Source organism: Nonomuraea coxensis DSM 45129, assembly GCF_019397265.1.
Taxonomy (GTDB): domain Bacteria; phylum Actinomycetota; class Actinomycetes; order Streptosporangiales; family Streptosporangiaceae; genus Nonomuraea; species Nonomuraea coxensis.
On sequence record NZ_CP068985.1, the window covers coordinates 4,062,335 to 4,082,630 of the forward strand.

The following is a 20,296-nucleotide window of genomic DNA, read 5'->3' on the forward strand; positions in this document are numbered from 1 at the left end:
GGCTTCGCTGTCCGCACGGCGCACCAGTATCAATAACGCCAATTTCCGCCATTTGTTCCCGAGGGGACGAACTGCCGAAAAAGCGGCAGAAGCCCCCGATCCGCGGGAATCCCGACTCGTCACTCCGTGATGTGGAAGACGCCACCCTCGGTGACCACCGGCATGGGCATGGGCTCGGCGCCCTCCATGCGGTCGTCGGTCCAGTACTCGAAGACCTTGTCGGGGTCGGGGTTGACCTCCTCGGAGACCACGACGCCGTCGTCGGCGCCGCCGGAGGGCCCGGGGGACGGGGCCGGCTGCCTCTCCACCACTGCTCTGGTCTCCTCCGCCGCCTGGTCGAGCCTGCCCGCCGAGGCGGCCGCCGCGATGGAGACGCCTCCGGCGACGATGACGCCGACGACGGCCGCGGATGCCCACATCTTGCGGGTCTGGTCCATGAAGGCTCCCTCCTTCTCCCCACTATGACGCAGCGGCACTTCGTCAGGTTCCTGCCTTCAGGCTGACCAGGTCGGTCTTGCCGTTCGGCAGCAGGGGCAGGGCGGCGACGAGGCGCAGCTCGCGGGGGGCGGCGTAAGGGGGCAGCCTATCGTGGGAGTACGCCCGCAATTGCTCAAGCGTGGGTGGTGTGTCGGGATGGGCGGGGACGACGACGGCGGTGACCCGTTCGCCCCATTCGGGATCGGGAACGCCGATCACGGCCACGTCGGCGATCGCGGGATGCTCGCCCAGGACGGCCGCCACCGCGCCGGCCACCACCTTCTCGCCGCCGGTGTTGACGACGTCGTCGGCCCGGCCCAGCACGCGCAGCCGCCCGCCGGACAGCTCGCCGAGGTCGGAGGTGACGAACCAGCCGCCGTCGAAGGGCTCAGGGGGGCCGGAGCGGTAGCCGGAGAACAGCACGGGACCGGCGATCCTGATCAGCCCGTCCGCGCCGATCTTGACATCCACGTGGTGAAGGGGCAGGCCGTCGTACACGCAGCCGCCGCTGGTCTCGCTGCTGCCGTACGACGTCACGACCCGCGCGCCGAGGTCCCTGGCCTGCTCCAGCAGGCCGGGGCGGGGCACGGCGCCGCCGAGCAGGATCGTCCTGAACACCGACAGGTCGGCCCCCAGCTCGACCAGCCGGTGGAGCTGCGTCGGCACCATCGAGACGTGCTCGGCCCCCGACTCCAGCACCGCGCGCGGGTCGAAGCGCGGGTGGACGACCGGCTCGGTGCCCGACAGCAGCGCGCGGACCAGCACCTGCAGCCCGGAGACGTGCGCGACCGGCAGGCAGCACAGCCAGCGCTCGCCCTTGGACGCCTCCAGGCGGCGCAGCGAGGCCGCCGCCGAGGCCCGCAGCGCGGTGGCCGACAGCATGACACCTTTGGGCGCGCCGGTGCTGCCGCTGGTGGCGATCACGACGGCGACGTCCTCGGGGACGCCCTCGCCGCCGTCGAGCGGGACGCCGTCGGCGTGGGTGGGGCGCAGCGAGGCGATCGCGGCGGCGGAGGAGCCGCCGGGCGTCAGCGGCAGGACGGCCGGTCCTGTGCCGTCGAGCGCCTCACGGATCGCCGTGAAGAGGGCGGGCCCGGGAGGCTGCACAATGGCATGCAGCGGGCGGTCCGGATGCGACGGGTTCCTCCACATGCTCGTAAGGTTAATGGCGACAGGTCGGACAGCGGCGCAGAGCGGGGGAGGGTCGTGGCGCGTTCTCCCGAGGCCCCGGTGGTCTTCAGGATCCCGATGCGGACGCGGTTCCGGGGCCAGACCGTCAGGGAAGGCGTGCTGCTGCGCGGCCCTGCCGGGTGGGGCGAGTTCTCCCCGTTCCCCGAGTACGGCCCGCGCGAGTGCGCCCGCTGGCTCGCCTGCGCCCGTGAGGCCGCCTTCGAGGGCTGGCCCGCGCCGGTGCGCGCGCGTGTCCCCGTCAACGCCACGGTCCCGGCCGTCGACCCCGAGGAGGCGCACGCGATCGTGCGGCGCTCCGGGTGCGGCACGGCCAAGGTCAAGGTGGCCGAGCGCGGGCAGGGCTTCGACGACGACGTGGCGAGGGTCGAGGCCGTGCGCGACGCGCTCGGGCCGTCCGGCAGGCTGCGGGTGGACGTCAACGGCGCGTGGAGCGTCGACGAGGCCGTCTCCCGGCTCAAGCGCCTCGACAAGTACGACCTGGAGTACGCCGAGCAGCCGTGCGCCACCCTGGAGGAGCTGGCCGCCGTACGGCGGGCCTGTGACGTGCCGATCGCCGCCGACGAGTCGATCCGCCGCGCCGAGGACCCGCTGCGGGTGCGCGCGGCCGAGGCGGCCGACGTGGCGGTGGTCAAGGTGCAGCCGCTCGGCGGCGTGCGCGCGGCGCTGCGCGTGGTGGAGGCGTGCGGGCTGCCCGCCGTGGTCTCCAGCGCGGTGGAGACGTCCGTGGGGCTCGCGGCGGGGCTGGCGCTGGCGGCCGCGCTGCCGTCGCTCCCGTACGCGTGCGGGCTCGGCACGATGGCGCTGCTCAGCGGCGATGTGGCGGACGACTCGCTGGTGCCCGTGGACGGGGAGCTGACGGTCCGCCGCCCCGAGGTGAATTTTCAGCATTTGTCGGCATTCGAGATTGATTCTCCCCAGTGGCTTCGCCGGATGCAGGAGGCGTCACGTTGAACCCCGCCACCGCGCTGGCCACGGTGCTCGTCGACGAGCTGGTGCGCTGCGGCCTCACCGACGTGGTGCTCGCCCCAGGCTCGCGCTCGGCCCCGCTGGCGATGGCGCTGCACGCCGAGTCGCGGGTGCGGCTGCACGTGCGCATCGACGAGCGCTCGGCGTCCTACCTGGCGCTGGGGCTGGCCAAACGGAGCGAGCGGCCGGTGGCGCTGATCTGCTCCTCGGGCACCGCCACGGCCAACTTCCACCCCGCCGTGATCGAGGCCGCCGAGTCCGGCGTCCCCCTGCTGGTGCTCACCGCCGACCGGCCGCCCGAGCTGCGCGGCACCGGCGCCAACCAGACCATCGACCAGCTCAAGATGTACGGCTCCGCGACCCGCTGGTTCGCCGAGGTCGGCGTCCCCGAGGACCGCCCCGGCCAGGTCGCCTACTGGCGCTCGCTCGCCTGCCGCGCCTACCAGCGCGCCAGCGGCCCGGCCGACCCCGGCCCCGTCCACCTCAACCTGGCCTTCCGCGAGCCGCTGATCCCCGACGGCGACACCTCCTGGTGCGAGCCGCTGGACGGCGGCGCGAACGGCCCCTGGGTGCGCGCCCGCGTCGCGCCCCCGCCGATCGCCCTGCACCTCCCGCCCACCCGGCGCGGCGTGCTCGTCGTCGGCGACGGCGCCGCCAACGTGCGCCGCTACGTCGCCGCCGCCGGCATGGCGGGCTGGCCGGTGCTGTCGGAGCCCAACGGCGGCGCCCGCTACGGCGACCACGCCGTCTCCACCTACCACCACCTGCTGAGCACGCCCGAGTTCGCCGACGCCCACCAGCCCGACGTGGTCGTCACGCTCGGCCGCCCCGGGCTGTCGCGGCCGCTGCTGTCCTGGCTGCGGCGGGCCGGCGAGCACATCGTGGTCGCCCCCGACCTCGGCCGCTGGCCCGACCCGACCCGTTCCGCCACGCAGGTCGCCCAGGCCGTGGAGATCCCGGTCGCGGCCGGCGACGACAGCTGGCTGCACGCCTGGCGGCACGCCGACCGGGCCGCCAGGACCGCCGTCGACGAGGTGCTCGACGCCTCCGGCCTCAGCGAGCCGCGCCTGGCCAGGGACCTCGTGGACGCGCTGCCCAACGGGGCGCTGCTGTTCTGCGGCTCCTCGATGCCGATCCGCGACCTCGACCAGGCGATGCGGCCGCGGCGCGGCATCAGGCTCATGGCCAACCGGGGCGCGTCCGGCATCGACGGGCTGGTGTCCACGGCGATGGGGGCGGCGCTGGCGCACAACGGGCCGTCGTACGCGCTGCTCGGCGACCTGACGTTCCTGCACGACCAGAACGGGCTGATCCTCGGGCCCCGCGAGCCGCGGCCCGACGTGTGCTTCGTCGTGGTCAACAACGACGGCGGCGGGATCTTCTCGCTGCTGCCGCAGGCCGCGGTGCGCGACCCGTTCGAGCGGGTCTTCGGCACGCCGCACGGCGTCGACCTCGGCTATGTCGCGGCGGCCACCGGGACGCCGTACACGCTGGTGCCGGACCTGTCCGACCTGCCCAAGGCGATGCGCGGCGAGGGGCCGCGGATCGTCGAGGTGCGCACCGACCGCGAGGAGAACGTGCGCGTGCACGCCCGCCTGCGCGAGGCCGCCCAGGCGGCGGTCCGGGCGGCCCTGGCCGCCTGACCGGCCGTGCGGGAAGCCGCCCGGCGGAAGCCCCGCCCGGCGGAAGCCCCGCCCGGCGGGAAGCCGCCGCGCGGACAGCCGCTCAGCGGTCCAGGACGGCGAGCAGCCGGTTGAGCGGGCCGTCGAGGCCCCAGCGGTCGGCCAGCGCCACCAGCGCCTCCGGGTCGCGCGGCTTGGCCGGCACCGTGAGGTCGGCGTCGGGGAGCGGCGCGTCGTGGGCGACCTTCACGACCGCGGGCGCGGCGCTCAGGTAGTCGCGGGCGGCGGCCAGCCTGGCGCGGCTGCCGGCGGGGAAGCCCTCGGTGACGCCCCCGTCGAGCGCCTCCAGCAGCGCGGGCAGCGAGCCGAACCGGGTGATGAGGGCGGCGGCGGTCTTGTCGCCGACGCCCGGCACCCCGGGCAGGCCGTCGCTGGGGTCGCCGCGCAGGGTGGCGAAGTCGGCGTAGGAGCGGCCGGGGACGCCGTACTTCCCGGTGACGAATTCCTCGTCCACGATCTGCAGGTTGCGGATGCCGCGCGCGGTGTAGAGCACCCTGACCGGGCGGGCGTCGTCCACGAGCTGGAACAGGTCGCGGTCGCCGGTGACGATGTCGACCGCGCCCCGGCCCGCGCGGTGGGTGAGCGTGCCGATGACGTCGTCGGCCTCGTAGCCAGGCGACTCCAGGCGGGCGATGCCGACCGCGTCCAGCACCTCGTTGATGACGGCGATCTGCGGCACCAGCGTCGCCGGCACCTCCTCGGCGTCGCCCTGGGCGACCCGGTGCGCCTTGTACGTCGGGATCGCCGCCACCCGGAACGCCGGCCGCCAGTCAGCGTCCATCGTGGCCACGAGCTCGGCGGGGGAGTGGTCGCGCACGAGCGTGGCGATCATGTCGATCAGGCCGCGGACCGCGTTCACCGGCGTGCCGTCGGGAGCCTTGATCGTCTCCGGCACGCCGAAGAAGGCGCGGAAGTAGAGGGACGGGGTGTCCAGGAGCATCAGCACTACCCCAGTATGCCCACCCCCAGCAGGCACGCGTCGTCCTCAGGATTGGGGCCCCCGATGTCGGCCAGCAGCTTGTCCAGCCCCGGCTCCAGGTCGCGCTCCAGGTCACGGCCCGGCACCTCGCGGGCGGCGGCCATGACCAGGTCGAGGCCGACGTCGAGATCGCGGGTGCGCCGCTCCACCAGACCGTCGGTGAACATCAGCAGCACGTCGCCCGGCTTCAGCCGGGTCGTGGCCAGCTCGTACGGCCGCCCCTCCGCGGCCCCCAGCAGCACCCCTCTCGGCGGGTCCAGCGGCGTCGCGGTCCCGTCGCGCACCAGGACGGGCGCCAGGTGCCCGGCCTGGCTCCAGGCGAACACCCGCGTCTCCGGGTCCAGATGCCCGATGACCGCCGTGGCGGTGGTGTCCCTGATCTGGTGCAGCACCAGCTCGTTGAGCCAGTCGAGCAGCCGGTGCGCGGGCCGGCCGGTCATGGCCAGGCCCACCAGGGCATGCCGGAGCTGGGCCATGTGGGCGATGGCGGGCAGGCCGTGGCCGGAGACGTCGCCGACGGCCAGCAGCAGCCGGCCGTCGGGGGCCGGGGCCGCCTCGAACCAGTCGCCGCCGAGGTTCGCGGTCTTCTCGGCGGGGACGTAACGGACCGCGACCCGTACGTCCGGCAGGCCCGGCGAGCAGGCCGGGTCGGGCAGGATCGCCTCACGCAGCGCCAGCATCACGTGGCGCTCCTCGGCGGCCCGCTCGCGCGCCTCCAGGAGCTGGCGGCGCGACTCCGACATCATGCGCTCGGCCCGGCGGCGGCCGGTGATGTCCTGGATGACGCCGTGCAGCCCGACCGCCCCGCCGTCGCCCATCAGCGGCTCCAGCACCACGCGCACGTCGCGCAGGTCGCTCCAGTTGCCGCCCCGCCGGATGCGCAGCTCCGCCTGGACCGGCTCCGCGCAGCGCAGCGCGGCCCACAGCAGCCGGTCGAGCGCGGCCACGTCGGACGGCACCACGTGCTCGGCCAGCAGGGGCAGCGCGATCGGGCCCTTGTCCGGGTCGCGGCCGAAGATCGTGTACACCTGGTCGGACCAGGTCGTCTCGCCGGTGTGGAAGTGCCACTCGGCCCAGCCCAGGTTGCCGAGCCGCTGCGCGTGAGCCAGCCTGGCGGCCAGCATCTCCGCGTCGGTTTCCGGCCCGAGCAGCCCGGCCGCGCTCATGACGTCGACCATAATCTCGCTTCCAAAGCGCAGTGGATCTGGACAATTGTTCCCACACTACGTGATCGAATAGGAACGGTCTGTAGCGATCCGAAGCGCCGGGGAGAGCTTTCCGCGGATTTTAGGAGGGGCGGCCGAGAGTAGATTGGCCTCGTGACGTCCTCAGACTTGTATCCCGTGTCCCGGCTGGCCGCCGTCCAGGAGGCCACCGCCAAGGGCGGGCTCGACGCCCTGCTCCTCACGCCCGGCCCCGATCTGCGCTACGTCAGCGGCTACGACGCCAAGCCGCTGGAGCGGCTGACGTGCCTCGTGGTCCCGGCGGCCGGCGAGCCGTTCATGATGGTGCCCCGACTGGAGCTGCCCGCCGCCGAGGCCTCGCCCGCCTCGCGGCTCGGGCTGGAGTTCGTGGCCTGGGACGAGACCGACGACCCCTACGCGCTCGCCGCGGCCCGCCTCGGCGAGGTGGCGAAGGTGGGGCTGGCCGACCGCATGTGGGCCATGTCGTCGTTGCGCTTCCGCGAGGTGCTGCCCGGCGCCGAGCAGGTGCTGGCCGGCAGCGTGCTGCGGGACCTGCGGATGCGCAAGTCCCCGGCCGAGGTGGCGGCGTTGCGCGAGGCGGGGGAGGCGATCGACGCCGTCCACCGCAGGGTGCCCGAGCTGCTGCGCGCCGGGCGCACCGAGCGCGAGGTGGCCCGCGACATCGCCGAGGCCATCCTGGCCTCCGGGCACGCCACCGTCGACTTCGTGATCGTCGCCTCCGGCCCCAACGGCGCGAGCCCCCACCACGATGTGTCCGACCGGGTCATCCAGCCGGGCGAGCCGGTCGTGGTCGACATCGGCGGCCAGCTCCACAACGGCTACTGCTCCGACTCCACCCGCACCTACAGCGTCGGCGAGCCGCCGGCCGAGTTCGCCGCCTACTACGAGGTGCTGCGCCAGGCGCAGGAGGCCGCGTGCGCGGCGGTGCGGCCCGGCGTGTCGTGCGAGTCGGTCGACGCCGCCGCGCGCGAGCTCATCGCCGCCGCCGGCCACGGCGAGCACTTCGTCCACCGCACCGGGCACGGCATCGGCATCGAGACGCACGAGGAGCCCTACATCGTGGCGGGCAACGGCGAGCCGCTGGAGCCCGGGCACGCCTTCTCCGTCGAGCCCGGCATCTACCTGCCCGGGCGGCACGGCGCGCGCATCGAGGACATCGTCGTGTGCACCGAGAACGGCGGCGAGCGGCTCAACAACACGCCGCGCGAGCTGGTGATCGTCTGAGCGGCGGCGTGCCGGGCGGCGGGGGCGGCCCCGGCCGGTCCGGGCCGCCACTCCCGGCGTAGATGTTCACCGAGGTCACCTGCGCCTCCGCCCCCGGCGACGCCGCGCGGCCTAACGAGGACCTGGCGATCGCCGGGCCGTCCTGGGCCGTCGTCATCGACGGGGCGACGGCGCCGGCCGGGGTGGACAGCGGGTGCGCGCACGACGTCGCGTGGCTGGTGGCGCGGCTCGGCGGGGCCCTCGCGGCCCGGCTGTCCGCCGGCGTCCCCCCGCCTGTGCCCGGGTCGCTGCCCGCGCTGCTGGCGGAGGCCATTGCCGACACCGCCGGGGCGCACGGGGGTGGCTGCGACCTGGGCAACCCCGATACGCCGTCGGCGACCGTCGCCATGATCAGGGTGGCGGGCGGCCGGCTGGACTACCTCGTGCTGGGGGACTCGCCGGTGCTGCTCGGCCTGGCGGGCGGCGGGGTGCGGGTCGTGGCCGACGACCGGCTGGAGCGGCTGCCCGGCGGGCGGCCGTACTCGCTGGAACTGGTGCGGCGCCTGCGCAACGCGGCCGGCGGGTTCTGGGTGGCCGCCGCCCGTCCCGAGGCCGCCGCCGAGGCCGTCCACGGCAGCGTCGGCCTGCGCGAGCTGCGCGCGGCCGGGCTGTGCACCGACGGCGTCACCCGGCTCGTCGACTGGTACGGCTGGACCTGGGACCGCCTGGCCACGGAGCTGGAGACCCGGGGCCCGCGGGCGGCCGTCGGCGCCGTGCGCGCCCTGGAGACCGCTCGCGGGCCGCTGCGCGGCAAGGTCCACGACGACGCCACCGCCGTGTGGGCGCGCCTCCCCGGGGCCTGACCGCAGGTATCTGGCCCGGCCGCCCCGCCTCTTCCCAGACGTAGGGGGGCCGGGGCGGAGGGAGAACGGCGATGTTCGTCGGACGTACGGCGGAACTCGCCCTGCTGGGCGCCGAGTTGCGCGCGGCCTGCGCGGGCCGCGCCAGGACGGTGGTGGTCGACGGGCCCGAGGGGATCGGCAAGACCGCGCTCGTCCGGCGGCTCGTGGACGGCGAGGCGGCGGAACGGGGCTGCCGGGTGCTCGCCGTCGCCGGGGAGGCGGGCGAGCGCGGCCTCCGCCTGGGGCTGCTGCGCGAGCTCGCCGCCGAGGCCGGCCGCCTGCCGGTCCCCGTCCGCTGGCCGCCCTGTGGCCTGCCCGGCAGGGAGCGGGTGACGGCGGCGGGTCAGGCCGTCTGCGACGCCCTCGCCGGAGCCCCGGCGGGTGGGCCGATCGTGCTCGTCGTGGACGACGCCCAGTGGGCGGACACGGCGTCCCTGCACGCCCTCGCGTACGTCCTGCGGCGGCTGCGGGGCGTCCCCGTGCTCACGATCGTCGCCTGCCGCGACCTGGGCGGCCCGTGGCTGCCGGACGGTCTGCGCCGCCTCCTGACCGCCGACGACGCCGTGCACGTCCCCCTCGGCGGGCTCACCGCGACCGACCTCGCCGACCTGTCCGCCGCCACGCCCCGCCCACCGGACCGGCCCCAGGGAACGCTCGGCGCCGAGGCCGCCGGACGGCTGCACGACCACACGCTCGGGAACCCGCTCCACGCCCGTGCCCTGCTGGACGCCGTACCGCTGCCCGTGCTGGAGGACCCCGCCGTACGCCTGCCCGCCCCCGCCACCTACGCCCGCCCCTTCGCCCGCCGCCTGGGCTCCTGCGCGCCCGCCGCCAGACGCCTCGTCACCGCCTGCGCCGTCCTCGGCGACGGCTGCCCCCTGCACGTGGCCGCCGCCGTCGCGGGCCGGCTCGGCGACCCCCTGAAGGCGCTGGAGGAGGCGCGGGTGCTGCTGGACCTCGGGCGGCTGCTGCGGAGGACCGGGCGGCGGCGGGCCGCGGCCGGGCGGCTGGCGGCCGCGCGGGCGGTCTTCGTGCGGCTCGGCGCCCCGTCGCCCGCTGAACGTTGCCTTCAGGAGCTGGAGGCCTGCGGTCTGGAGACGTCCGCGACGGCCAGGCTCGGGCTCACCCCGCAGGAGCTCAGCACCGCCACCCTGGTGGCCCACGGGCTGACCAACCGCCAGATCGCCGCCGAGCTGTTCATCAGCGTCAAGACGGTCGAGTACCACATCGGCAAGATCTACACCAAGCTCGGCATCGGGTCCCGCGTGGCCCTCGCCGCCAAGGTCACGGCCGGCGGGGCATGAGGGCGATCCCGCCCTCCTGGCCGTGCGGGCGGCCCTGACCGAATCTGCGGCGTACGGCATGCTGGAGCCGCGAGCGCTTGCGTGCAATCAGGATGCCGGGGACGGCAACGGACGCCCGTTACCGCACGAGGGGTTCAGGTGCCGGGCCCGTCGTCGCGGACGCGCGCGGGCGGTGGCGCGATCGGCTGCGGCTCGTGGTCCCACCGCTGGCCCGAGGGCTTTTCGGACGGTGAGGGGCGGCGTAAAGGGTCTGTCGGATCACCTGACAGCGTTCCTTGACTGGACGAGCGGTAAGTCGGCGAATAAGAGGGCTCAGCGCTACAAACCGTGACATTTGGTTTCTTGTAAAAACTTGCGGCTTGAGTGGAAAATGTGGCGTTGCTAGGGTGTCTCGATGCCAGGCATGTGGATCGGCCTTCTCAACACACCTTGACAGGTACCACTGACCGCGGCACCTCAGGGCGGGGCCGCGCATGCGCGGGAGATGTACGGGCGGTGCTGGATGGAATTCGGTCGCTCTGACCATTGGCGACTGCCGACGGCGATCAAGATCTTGATCGCCGGTGGATTCGGCGCGGGCAAGACCACCATGGTGGGCGCCGTGTCCGAGACCCGGCCACTGCGCACGGAGGAGACGCTCACGCAGGCCGGCACGTACGTCGACGACCTGTCCGGCGTCGAGCGCAAGCTCACCACCACCGTCGCCATGGACTTCGGCCGCATCACGATCGCGAACGACTACATGCTCTACCTGTTCGGCACGCCCGGGCAGGAGCGCTTCTTCTTCGTGTGGGACGAGCTCGCGATGGGCGCGCTTGGCGCCGTCGTGCTCGCCGACACCCGGCGGCTCGACGACTGCTTCCCGTCCGTCGACTACTTCGAGAAGCGTGACCAGCCGTTCGTCGTGGCGCTCAACTGCTTCGAGGGCACGCAGCACTTCACCGTCGGAGAGGTGCGCGACGCCATCGGCCTGGAGCCCGACATCCCCATCGTGCGCTGCGACGCCCGCCGCCGCGACTCCGGCAGGGAGGTCCTCATCACGCTCGTCGAGCACGCGATGCGACGGGGAGCGTCCCCGGTCGGGACCATGTCGTGACCATGACCGGCTACCTTTGATCCGATGGAGGAGATCGACCGCCGGATCGTCACGCTGCTGGCCCGCGACGGCCGCATGAGCTTCACCGACCTGGCCAGGGAGACCGGGCTCTCGGTGTCGGCGGTGCACCAGCGGGTGCGCCGCCTGGAGAAGCGCGGCGTGGTGCGCGGCTACGCCGCGATCGTCGACCACGACGCGATCGGCCTGCCGCTGACCGCGTTCGTGTCGATCAAGCCGATCGACCCCGCCGCGCCCGACGACGCCCCCGAGCGCCTCGCCCACCTGACGGCCATCGAGGCCTGCCACAGCGTCGCGGGCGACGAGAGCTACATCCTCAAGGTGCGGGTGGCCTCGCCGGTGGCGCTGGAGGACCTGCTGCAGCAGATCCGGGCCGCCGCCCACGTCTCGACGCGCACGACGGTGGTGCTGAGCACGCCGTACGAGCACCGCACCCCCGAGGTCGCCCCCGAACCCGCACCCGACACGCCCTGAAGTCATCACGACGACTTAGCATGTCGTCATGATGACTTCAGGGGACCGTGTCGCCCGAGTCCGGCTCTCGTCCGTCCGCCTGCCCCTCGACGCCCCCGTCAGCGACGCCAAGGTCCTCACCGGCCGCCAGCGCCCCATGACCGAGATCGCGTTCCTGTTCGCCGAGATCGTCAGCGAGCAGGGGCACGAGGGCATGGGCTTCGCCTACTCCAAGCGCGCCGGCGGCCCCGGCCAGTACGCCCACGCCAAGGAGATCGCGAACGACCTCGTCGGCGAGGACCCCAACGACATCGCCCGCCTCTGGGACAAGCTGTGCTGGGCGGGCGCGTCCGTGGGCCGCAGCGGCCTGGCGGTGCAGGCCATCGCCGCCCTCGACCTCGCCCTGTGGGACATGAAGGCCAGGCGCGCCGCCCTGCCGCTGGCCAAGCTGCTCGGCGCGCACCGCGACTCCGTGCGCTGCTACAACACCTCCGGCGGGTTCCTGCACACCCCCGTCGAGCAGGCGCTGGAGAACGCCACCGCGGCGCTGGAGCGCGGCATCGGCGGCGTCAAGATCAAGGTCGGCCAGCCTGACACCCGCGCCGACCTCGCCCGCGTACGGGCGGTGCGCGAGCACCTCGGCGACCACGTCCCGCTCATGGTGGACGCCAACCAGCAGTGGGACCGCCCCACCGCCGCCCGCATGGGCCGGGCGCTGGAGGAGCACGGCCTGGTCTGGATCGAGGAGCCCCTGGACGCCTACGACCACGCCGGGCACGCCGCCCTCGCCGCCGCCCTCGACACCCCGATCGCCACCGGCGAGATGCTGACCAGCGTCGCCGAGCACGCCGAGCTGATCAGGGCGCGCGGCGCGGACGTCCTCCAGCCGGACGCGCCCCGCATCGGCGGCATCACCCCGTTCCTGCGGCTGGCCGCCCTGGCCGGGCACGAACGCCTCCAGCTCGCCCCCCACTTCGCCATGGAGGTCCACCTCCACCTGGCCGCCGCCTACCCGCTGGAGCCGTGGGTGGAGCACTTCGAATGGCTGGAGCCGCTGTTCGAGGAGCGGATGGAGATCCGCGACGGGCGCATGCTCGTCCCCGAGCGGCCCGGCCTCGGCCTCACACTGAGCGAGCGGGCCGCCGGATGGACCGCCGAACGCTTCGAGACGCCGTGACCAGCCGCACCCAGCAGCTCGTCGACATCCTGACGGCGCGCATCAGGGAGGGCGTGATCCGGCCGGGGGAGCGGCTGCCGACCGAGAGCGACCTGGTCGGCGCCCACGGCGTGAGCCGGACCGTCGTCCGCGAGGCCATCGCCAGGCTCAAGGCCGCGGGCCTGGTCGAGACCCAGCACGGGCGCGGCAGCTTCGTGCTGGCCGGGCCGAGCGAGACCGGCTTCGACCCGGCGCCCGCCCGTACCCGGCAGGAGGTGCTCGACCTGCTGGACTTCCGCATGGGGGTGGAGACGGAGTCGGCCGGGCTCGCCGCCGCCCGGCGTACGGAGGCGGCGCTGGCGGGGCTGCGCGAGGCCCTGGACGCCTTCGCGGCGGCGGCGGGGAACCCGGGCGCGGCGGTCCACGCCGACCACCTGTTCCACCTGCGGATCGCCCTGGCCACCGGCAACCGGTACTACGCCGGCCTGCTCGCCTCGCTCGGCCCGTCGATGATCGTGGTGCCGCGTGACCGGCTCGAACCCGATCCGGCCGCCTTCGCCAGGATCGTCGCCGAGCACGAGGACATCCACGCCGCCGTCGAGCGGGGGGACGCCGAGGCCGCGCGGGCGGCCGTCCGCGTCCACCTGGCCAACAGCCGCGCCCGCCTCCTCCGCGACTCCCGCGACCCCCTCCCGTGATCCTCAGGACGCCGCCCGGGCGGCGCCGGGCGGTCCAGGGAGGGTCGAGTGCCGGTAGTGGCCCCTGAGGCGATCACCGGCCGCCTCAGGGGCGCCCAGGCGGTCCAGGCCGAGCAGCGCCGCCCCCAGCACCGGGGGCTCGTCCGCCACCACCGGCGCCGCCAGCGGCATCCGCAGCGCGAACTCGCTCTCCAGCAGGGACGTCAGCAGCGGGTCCCGCGCCGTCAGCAGGCCGCCGCCGAGCACCACCTCGGCCGGCGTCGCCAGCAGGCCGAGCCGGCGCAGGCACACCTCCGCCATCACCGCCACCTCCTCGGCCTGCCGCTCCACCAGCGCCGTGGCCACCGCGTCCCCGTCCGCCGCGGCGGCGAACACGGCGGGCGCGAGCTCGTGCAGCCGCCCGCCGTCCAGCCGGCCGGTGTGCAGCGCGAGGACCACCTCCGTCACCGTCGCCGCCCCGAAGCAGGCGGCGACCAGCCCGGCGAGTGCGGTCGGGACGCCACGGCCGTCCTCGGCGCGCGCGGCGTGCCACAGGACCTCCTCGCCGAGCGCGAGCCCACCGCCCCAGTCGCCGCTGATCCGGCCGAGCGCGGGGAACCGCGCCACCGCGCCCCCGGGGGAGACGCCGACGGCGTTGATGCCCGCCCCGCACACCACCGCCACGCCCCACGGCGCGGACGCCCCCGCCCGCAGCAGCGCGAACGTGTCGTTCCGCACCACCACGTCACGGCCCAGGCCCCGCGCGGCGAACTCCCGCGCCAGCGCCTCCTCCTCCTCGGGCAGGTCCGCCCCGGCCAGGCACGCCGACACCTGGTCGAACCGCCCGCCGCCACCCCACGCGGGCGCGCCGAGCGCGGCGACGGCCGCCGTGACGACGTCCACGGCGGCGGCCACGCCGTCCCGCTGCGGCGCGAACGCCCCCGCCCGCGTCTCGGCCAGCACCCGGCCGTCCTCCGCCACCACGGCGACGTCCGTCTTGCTGTTGCCGCCGTCCACGGCCAGGACGAGCCGCCCGCTCACGCGCCCACCGTCCCGCGCGCCCACGGCAGGTGCGCGCGGCCCGCCTCCAGCAGCAGCGCCGTCAGCTCCTCCGCGAGGTCGTCCTGCCCGACCAGCGGATGGGCGAGAAGCGCGGCGCGCACCCGGTCCGCGCCGCCGTGCACGGCCGCCTCCAGGGCCAGCGTCTCGTACGCCGACACGTGCCCGATCAGCCCCGCGTACAGGGGCTCGACCGGCGGCACCGGCAGCGGCCGCGCGCCCGCCGCCCCGACGACCGCGGGCACCTCGATGACCGCCTCCTCGGGCAGGAACGGCAGCGTGCCGCCGTTGCGCACGTTCACCACCTGCACGTCCCGCCGGTCGCCGAGCAGGGACGCGATGAGCGCCACCGCCGCCTCCGAGTAGAACGCCCCGCCCCGCCCCGCCAGCAGCTCCGGCTTGGTGACGACGGCGGGGTCGGCGTACAGCTCCAGCAGCCGCTCCTCCAGCGCCGCCACCTCCGACGCCCGCGACGGCGCGGCCCGCTGCTCGCGCACCACCTCGTCGTGGGCGTAGAAGTAACGCAGGTAGTACGACGGCACCGCGCCCAGCCGGGCCGGCAGCCCCGGCCGCAGCCCCACCATGGCGGCGAGCTCCGCGCCGTGCCGCTCCAGCAGCGCGGGCAGCACGTCGGCCCCGTCCAGGAACACCGCGCGCTCCCACGACAGGTGGTTGAGCCCCACGTGCCCGAGCGACACCCGCGAAGGATCGGCCCCCAGCCACGCGGCGAAGCGGCGCTGGAACCCGATCGCCACGTTGCACAGCCCGATCGCCCGGTGCCCCGCGTCCAGCAGCGCCCGGGTGACGATGCCGACCGGGTTCGTGAAGTCCACGATCCAGGCGTCCGGCGCGTGCTTCCGCACGGTCTCGGCGATCGACAGCACCACCGGGACCGTGCGCAGCGCCTTGGCCAGCCCGCCCGCGCCCGTCGTCTCCTGCCCGACGCAGCCGCACCGCCCCGGCACCGTCTCGTCCAGCTCGCGGGCCGCCTGCCCGCCCACCCTGAGCTGGAACAGCACCACCGCGGCCCCCGCCACGCCCTCGGCGGCCGAGGAGGTCGCCAGCACCCGCGCCGGATGCCCGGCGTGCGCGAGCATCCGCCGCGCCATCCCCGCCACCAGCTCCAGCCGGCGCGGGTCAGGATCGATCAGCGCGAGCTCCGACACCGGCAGCTCCCCGCGCAGCCGGGCGAACCCGTCCACGAGCTCCGGCGTGTACGTCGAGCCGCCCCCGACCACGGCCACCTTCACCCTTCCACCCCCGTCACCCTTTCACCCCGGTCAACGTCACGCCCTCGATGAACACCCACTGGGCGAGGAAGAACAGCACGATCACCGGCGCCGTCACCAGCAGCGTGGCCGCCATGGTGAGGTTCCACTGCACGCTGTGGAACGCCTTGAAGGTCGCGAGGCCCAGCGACAGCGTCAGATGGTCCTGCTGCACGCCGGCGTAGAGCAGCGGCCCGTAGTAGTCGTTCCAGCAGTAGAAGAACTGGAACAGCGCGACCGCCGCGACCGCCGGGCGCGCCATCGGCAGCACCACCCGCACCAGCGTGCGCAGGTCCGAGCAGCCGTCCACCTTCGCCGCGTCCGTGTAGTCGCGCGGGATCGTGACCAGGAACTGGCGCAGCAGGAAGATGGAGAACGCGTCGCCGAGCAGCATCGGCAGGATCAGCGGCCACAGGCTGTCCGTCAGTCCCAGCCGCGCCCACACCAGGTAGATCGGCACGGCCACGACCTGCGGCGGCAGCATCATCGCGGCGATCACCACGAGGAACGCCGCCCGCCGCCCCCGGAAGCGGAAGCGGGCCAGCGCGTAGGCCACCGGCACCGACGACACGACCGTGAACAGCGTCCCGAGCGCCGCGTACAGCAGCGTGTTGCCCGCCCACCGCAGCAGCAGCGACCTGTCGAAGACCTCGGCGAAGTTGGCCCAGTTCCAGCTCCGCGGCCACAGGTCGCTGGTCAGCGCCTGCTCGTCGGTCATCAGCGCGGTCAGCGCCATGAACGCCACCGGGGCGAGGAACATCAGCGCCAGCGCCACCGCGAAGGCGTGCGTGGCGACCCACAGCAGCAGCCGCCGCCCCCGGCCGCTCACGACGCCTCCCCGGACCGGCGGAACTGCCGCAGCAGCACCAGCGTGAAGATCATCGAGACGGCGAACAGCAGCAGCGCGAGCACACACGCGTACCCCATCGAATAGTCGCGGAAGCCCACCTGGAACAGCCACTGCGGCAGCGTGAGCAGCGACTCCTCCGGATAGCCCGGCGAGAACGAGCTGCCGGGCGAGTCGGTCGCGCCCGAGGCGACCCGGGAGGCGACCATCGCCTGCGAGAAGTACTGCAGGGCGTAGATGACGTTCGTGACCAGGGCGAACATCAGCACCGGCGCGATCGTCGGCAGCGTCACGCTGAGGAACTGCCGCCAGGCCCCCGCGCCGTCGATGGCGGCGGCCTCGTACAGGTGCCTGGGCACGTCCAGCAGCGCCGCCAGGAAGATCACCATGAGCTGGCCGCAGCCCCACAGCGACAGCAGCGTGAGGCTCGGCTTCGACCAGTCCGGGTCGCCGAACCAGTCAGGACCCCGCACCCCCGCCAGCGACAGCAGGTGGTCGACCGGGCCGGTGCCGGGGTTGAGCAGGAAGACGAACGTGATCGTGCCCGCCGTCATCGGCACCAGCGACGGCAGGTAGAACACCGTGCGCAGCAGCCCGGCCCCGGCCTTGAGCCGGACCACGAGCTGGGCGAGGGCCAGCGAGAACAGCACCGTCGCCGGGACCATCACGGCCACCAGCCACAGCGTGTTGCGCGCCGAGACCCCCACCCGGGGATCGCGCAGCAGGTAGCGGTAGTTGTCGAGCCCGGCGAACTCGAGGGTGTACATGTCGTAGCGGTGGAAGGAGAAGTACACCGCGGACAGCAGCGGGTAGACGAAGAAGACCGACACCCCCGCGATCCACGGCGACAGCCACAGGAGCGCACGCGCGCCCTCGCCGCGCCACCACCGGGGACGCGGCGGCGCGGCGGGCAGGGAGGTCACGATCACCCTCCGGACAGCTTCAGCTTGTCGTCGATCTGCCGGTCCACGTCCTTCAGCCCGGCCTCCAGGTCCTTCACCGAGCCGCGCTCCCACTTGGCGACGAACGCGGCGAACGCCTCCTGGTTGAAGACGCTGTTCACGCTCGCCGGCAGTGTCGAGGTCATGGGATGGGCGAAGACGTCGAGGAAGGTCTGGAAGTTGGCGTCCTTGGTCAGGTCGGGCGAGTCCATGGCGGCCTTGGTCGTGGGCACGTTGCGCAGCGCGTTCGACAGCGTCACCAGCGAGCGGGTGTCGGTCGTCAGGTACTTCACCAGCTCCCACGCCTGCCGCGGGTGCTTGGCGCCCTTCGGCACGCCGATCACGGTCCCGGCGGTGAAGCCGCTGCCGTACAGCTCGGGCCGGTCGTCGGCGACCGGCAGGGGAGCGGTGCCGTAGTCCAGGCCCTTGGCGTCGAGGGCGATCATCGCGTTGCGCCACTCGCCGTCCAGGACCATCGCGACCTTGCCCTCGTGGAACGGGTGCTCCGCGCTCCACTCGTCGCCCAGGCTCTTCCTGAACTTCTCCAGCTTGTCGTGGCCGTACCAGTCGACCAGCTCCTTCTGCCAGGTCAGCAGCTCCCTCCAGGCAGGGTCGGAACCGATCGCCGACGTGCCGTCGGCGTTGTACCACTTCGCGCCCACCATCGGGCCGAGGTGGCTCGGGCTGTTCTCGTAGTACTGGACACTCGGGATGAACCCGGCGACCTTGATCGTGCCGTCGGCGTCGCGGACCGTGAGCTTCTTGGCCAGGTCCGCCAGCTCGCTCAGCGTCCTCGGCGGCTCGTGGCCCTTCATCAGCGCCTTGTTGTAATAGAGGCCGTAGGCGTCGGCCAGCAGCGGCAGCGTGCACTGGCGGCCCTCGAAGGCGGTGTAGGAACGGGCCGCGGCCGGCAGCACCGACAGGTCGATCCCGTCCTGCGCGATCACCGGCGTCAGGTCCTGGAACGCCCCCGACCTGCACCACTGGGCGACGTTGTCCGTGGTGAACGAGGCGGCCACGTCGGGGGCGCCGCCGCCCCGGATCGCCTGGGTGATCTGGTCGTCCTGGACGCCCTTGGTGGCCTTGACGGTGATCTGCGGAAACTTCTGGTTGAACGCCGCGATGGCGTCCTCGAACGCCTTCACCTCGGCGTCGGTGGAGAAGCCGTGCCACAGCTCGATGGTGGCGGCGGGCAGGGACTGCGCGGCGGATCCGGAGGGCCGGGGAGCGCCGAGCGAGGGCCCGGCCTCCTTTCCTGCGGTGCAGGCGGTCAGCGCCGCCGAGCACAGCAGTGCCGCGGCGGCCGCCAGGGGGACGAAGCGCACGGGGGGTGCCTCCTGCGGTGGGGGGTGACGAGGGTCACGAGCGGACGGTGGAGCCGAACACCTCCTCACGCACGGTGTCGAGGGCCAGGTCGAGCGCGCCGGCGAGCACCGGGTTGCCCGCGACGCTCGACAGCCGCACGCGGGGCCGCGGGATGGTCAGCGCGTGCAGCTCGTGCTCGACGAGCTCGCGCAGCGTCTCGCCGCCCGACAGCACGACGCCGCCGGTCAGCACGATGAGCCCGGGATCGACGACGGAGGTGATGGCGGCCAGGCCCACCGCCAGCCGGGCGGCGATGTCGCGCAGCCCGGCCCGCGCGTCGTCGGCCCGCTGCCCGCCGCCCTCGGCGAGGCGGACGGCGTTCGCGACGGCCTGGCGGAAGTCGGCGCCGCGCACGCCGTACGAGCGCAGCAGCTTCAGCACCGCGGGCCCGCCGGTGAGCGCCTGGTAGCCGTGGTTGGCGTAGCGGCCTGCCTCGCGGGCGGTCGGCGCGCCCGGCGTGGGCATGTAGCCCACCTCGCCCGCGCCGCCGGTCGCGCCCCGGTGCATGCGCCCGCCGAGGACGGCGGCCGAGCCGATGCCCTCGTCGGCCCACAGCAGCACGAAGTCCCGGCTGTCGCGGGCCGCGCCGTGCGCCTGCTCGGCGAGCGCGACGAGGTTGACGTTGTTCTCGACGTCCACCGGCACGCCCAGGCCGGCGGACAGGGCGGGCACCAGGTCGGGGATCTGCCAGCCCGGCACGTCCTTGGCCGCGGCGTACCCCAGCCGGCCCGTCGCCGGGTCGATCGCGGCCTGCACGCCGATGACGACCCTGCGCAGCTTGTCCGGCGGGTTCGCGCCCGCCAGCGCCGCGCCGAGCCGCTCCACCAGCTCGCCGGCCGGGCGGCGGCGGGTCGTGGGCAGCGTGTGCTCGCCCACGACCGTGCCGGTGAGGTCGGCGATCCGCGCCTCGATGCGGTCGGGGGTGACGTCGAGCGCGCCCGCGTACGCCGCCGCCGGGTTGATCCGGTAGACCTCCGCCGTCCGCCCCGGCAGGCCCTCCCGCACGCCGTCCAGGACCACCAGGCCGGCCTCCTGGAGCCGGGCGAGGAGCTGGGAGGCCGTGGGCTTGGACAGGCCGGTCAGCGTGCCGATCTGGGGGCGGGTGAGCGGGCCGCGGTCGAGGAGGGCACGCAGGGCCGCGCGATCGTTGATGGCGCGTAGCAGACTGGGGGTCCCCGGCACCGGATCGCTCACGACCGCTCCTTCCCTGTGAGTTAGGAAACTTTCCTAACTCACGAGGAACATAAGGAGCCCCGGCGGGAACGGTCAAGAGGCGATACGAAGCCGTAACGGAGGCGGGAGAGGGAAGGAAAACCGAGCGGAGTGCCGCGACCGGCATGCTAATGTCGTCGTTTGTCGTAACAACAAGCAGAATGGCCCGGAGTGTCCCATTAACCACATTAATGGTCAGGCGGCAACACGTCAAACGGAGCTCGCCAAGGAGCAGGAGTACGTCACCGCGCTCTACGACCGCCTCGACGCCCTGCGCGAGCGCACCCAGACCCAG

19 protein-coding genes are annotated in these 20,296 nt (G+C 74.1%); 9 read left to right on the plus strand and 10 right to left on the minus strand.

What is annotated here, in order from left to right:
* Positions 1-119: 119 nt before the first annotated feature.
* Positions 120-437: a hypothetical protein gene (locus tag Nocox_RS18990; protein ID WP_020539820.1), complete on the minus strand. Its 318-nt coding sequence runs from the start codon at positions 435-437 to the stop codon at positions 120-122.
* A 43-nt stretch (positions 438-480) separates the two neighbouring features.
* On the minus strand, positions 481-1,629 hold the full coding sequence (locus tag Nocox_RS18995) for an AMP-binding protein (RefSeq protein WP_033407466.1): 1,149 nt from the start codon (positions 1,627-1,629) through the stop codon (positions 481-483).
* A 96-nt stretch (positions 1,630-1,725) separates the two neighbouring features.
* Here Nocox_RS18995 and Nocox_RS19000 point away from each other — a divergent pair, with 96 nt between their 5' ends.
* Both Nocox_RS19000 and menD read left to right on the plus strand, forming a co-directional pair.
* Entirely contained in the window at positions 1,726-2,619 is an 894-nt protein-coding gene (locus tag Nocox_RS19000) for an o-succinylbenzoate synthase (protein ID WP_246649876.1), read from the plus strand.
* Positions 2,616-4,277, plus strand: coding sequence for a 2-succinyl-5-enolpyruvyl-6-hydroxy-3-cyclohexene-1-carboxylic-acid synthase (gene menD / locus Nocox_RS19005; RefSeq protein ID WP_020539817.1), 1,662 nt, complete (start codon positions 2,616-2,618; stop codon positions 4,275-4,277). Before Nocox_RS19000 ends, menD begins: the two co-directional genes overlap by 4 nt.
* A gap of 82 nt (positions 4,278-4,359) precedes the next feature.
* Here the strand turns inward: menD and Nocox_RS19010 are convergent, their stop codons facing one another.
* Together Nocox_RS19010 and Nocox_RS19015 are read right to left on the minus strand one after the other, a co-directional pair.
* Positions 4,360-5,256, minus strand: coding sequence for a 5'-3' exonuclease (locus tag Nocox_RS19010; RefSeq protein ID WP_033407574.1), 897 nt, complete (start codon positions 5,254-5,256; stop codon positions 4,360-4,362).
* Positions 5,257-5,261: 5 nt separating this feature from the next.
* Positions 5,262-6,461: a PP2C family protein-serine/threonine phosphatase gene (locus Nocox_RS19015; RefSeq protein WP_246649815.1), complete on the minus strand. Its 1,200-nt coding sequence runs from the start codon at positions 6,459-6,461 to the stop codon at positions 5,262-5,264.
* A 153-nt stretch (positions 6,462-6,614) separates the two neighbouring features.
* Here Nocox_RS19015 and Nocox_RS19020 point away from each other — a divergent pair, with 153 nt between their 5' ends.
* The 7 genes from Nocox_RS19020 to Nocox_RS19050 all read left to right on the plus strand — a co-directional run bounded on the left by Nocox_RS19020 (position 6,615) and on the right by Nocox_RS19050 (position 13,330).
* Positions 6,615-7,724 carry a M24 family metallopeptidase gene (locus tag Nocox_RS19020; protein WP_026213667.1) on the plus strand — a complete coding sequence of 370 codons (1,110 nt, stop codon included), beginning with the start codon at positions 6,615-6,617 and terminating at the stop codon, positions 7,722-7,724.
* Between the two features lie 62 nt (positions 7,725-7,786).
* Positions 7,787-8,566 (plus strand): protein phosphatase 2C domain-containing protein, encoded by a 780-nt coding sequence (locus tag Nocox_RS19025; RefSeq protein WP_020539813.1) that lies wholly within the window; start codon positions 7,787-7,789, stop codon positions 8,564-8,566.
* Between the two features lie 71 nt (positions 8,567-8,637).
* Entirely contained in the window at positions 8,638-9,909 is a 1,272-nt protein-coding gene (locus Nocox_RS19030; protein WP_020539812.1) for a helix-turn-helix transcriptional regulator, read from the plus strand.
* 502 nt (positions 9,910-10,411) lie between these two features.
* The gene (locus Nocox_RS19035; RefSeq protein ID WP_026213666.1) at positions 10,412-11,005 is read left to right on the plus strand and encodes a GTP-binding protein; all 594 of its coding nucleotides are present in this window, start codon (positions 10,412-10,414) and stop codon (positions 11,003-11,005) included.
* A 24-nt stretch (positions 11,006-11,029) separates the two neighbouring features.
* A complete protein-coding gene (locus tag Nocox_RS19040; RefSeq protein WP_020539810.1) occupies positions 11,030-11,497 on the plus strand; it encodes an Lrp/AsnC family transcriptional regulator in 468 nt (155 codons plus the stop codon).
* A gap of 28 nt (positions 11,498-11,525) precedes the next feature.
* Positions 11,526-12,653, plus strand: coding sequence for an L-talarate/galactarate dehydratase (locus tag Nocox_RS19045; protein ID WP_020539809.1), 1,128 nt, complete (start codon positions 11,526-11,528; stop codon positions 12,651-12,653).
* Complete coding sequence (locus Nocox_RS19050; protein WP_020539808.1) at positions 12,650-13,330, plus strand: FadR/GntR family transcriptional regulator; 681 nt, start codon at positions 12,650-12,652, stop codon at positions 13,328-13,330. The genes Nocox_RS19045 and Nocox_RS19050 overlap by 4 nt, the downstream gene beginning before the upstream one ends.
* A 3-nt stretch (positions 13,331-13,333) precedes the next feature.
* Here Nocox_RS19050 and Nocox_RS19055 read toward each other — a convergent pair whose 3' ends face one another.
* Genes Nocox_RS19055 through Nocox_RS19080 form a run of 6 tightly spaced genes read right to left on the minus strand, consistent with a single transcriptional unit; the run spans position 13,334 to position 19,983 of the window.
* Positions 13,334-14,350 carry an N-acetylglucosamine kinase gene (locus tag Nocox_RS19055; protein WP_157382699.1) on the minus strand — a complete coding sequence of 339 codons (1,017 nt, stop codon included), beginning with the start codon at positions 14,348-14,350 and terminating at the stop codon, positions 13,334-13,336.
* Complete coding sequence (locus Nocox_RS19060; protein ID WP_020539806.1) at positions 14,347-15,618, minus strand: family 4 glycosyl hydrolase; 1,272 nt, start codon at positions 15,616-15,618, stop codon at positions 14,347-14,349. Before Nocox_RS19060 ends, Nocox_RS19055 begins: the two co-directional genes overlap by 4 nt.
* Before the next feature lie 13 nt (positions 15,619-15,631).
* Entirely contained in the window at positions 15,632-16,465 is an 834-nt protein-coding gene (locus Nocox_RS19065) for a carbohydrate ABC transporter permease (RefSeq protein ID WP_020539805.1), read from the minus strand.
* The gene (locus Nocox_RS19070) at positions 16,462-17,412 is read right to left on the minus strand and encodes a carbohydrate ABC transporter permease (RefSeq protein WP_020539804.1); all 951 of its coding nucleotides are present in this window, start codon (positions 17,410-17,412) and stop codon (positions 16,462-16,464) included. The genes Nocox_RS19065 and Nocox_RS19070 overlap by 4 nt, the downstream gene beginning before the upstream one ends.
* Entirely contained in the window at positions 17,409-18,749 is a 1,341-nt protein-coding gene (locus Nocox_RS19075; RefSeq protein ID WP_020539803.1) for an ABC transporter substrate-binding protein, read from the minus strand. The genes Nocox_RS19070 and Nocox_RS19075 overlap by 4 nt, the downstream gene beginning before the upstream one ends.
* A gap of 34 nt (positions 18,750-18,783) precedes the next feature.
* The gene (locus tag Nocox_RS19080; RefSeq protein WP_020539802.1) at positions 18,784-19,983 is read right to left on the minus strand and encodes an ROK family transcriptional regulator; all 1,200 of its coding nucleotides are present in this window, start codon (positions 19,981-19,983) and stop codon (positions 18,784-18,786) included.
* Positions 19,984-20,296: the final 313 nt, after the last annotated feature.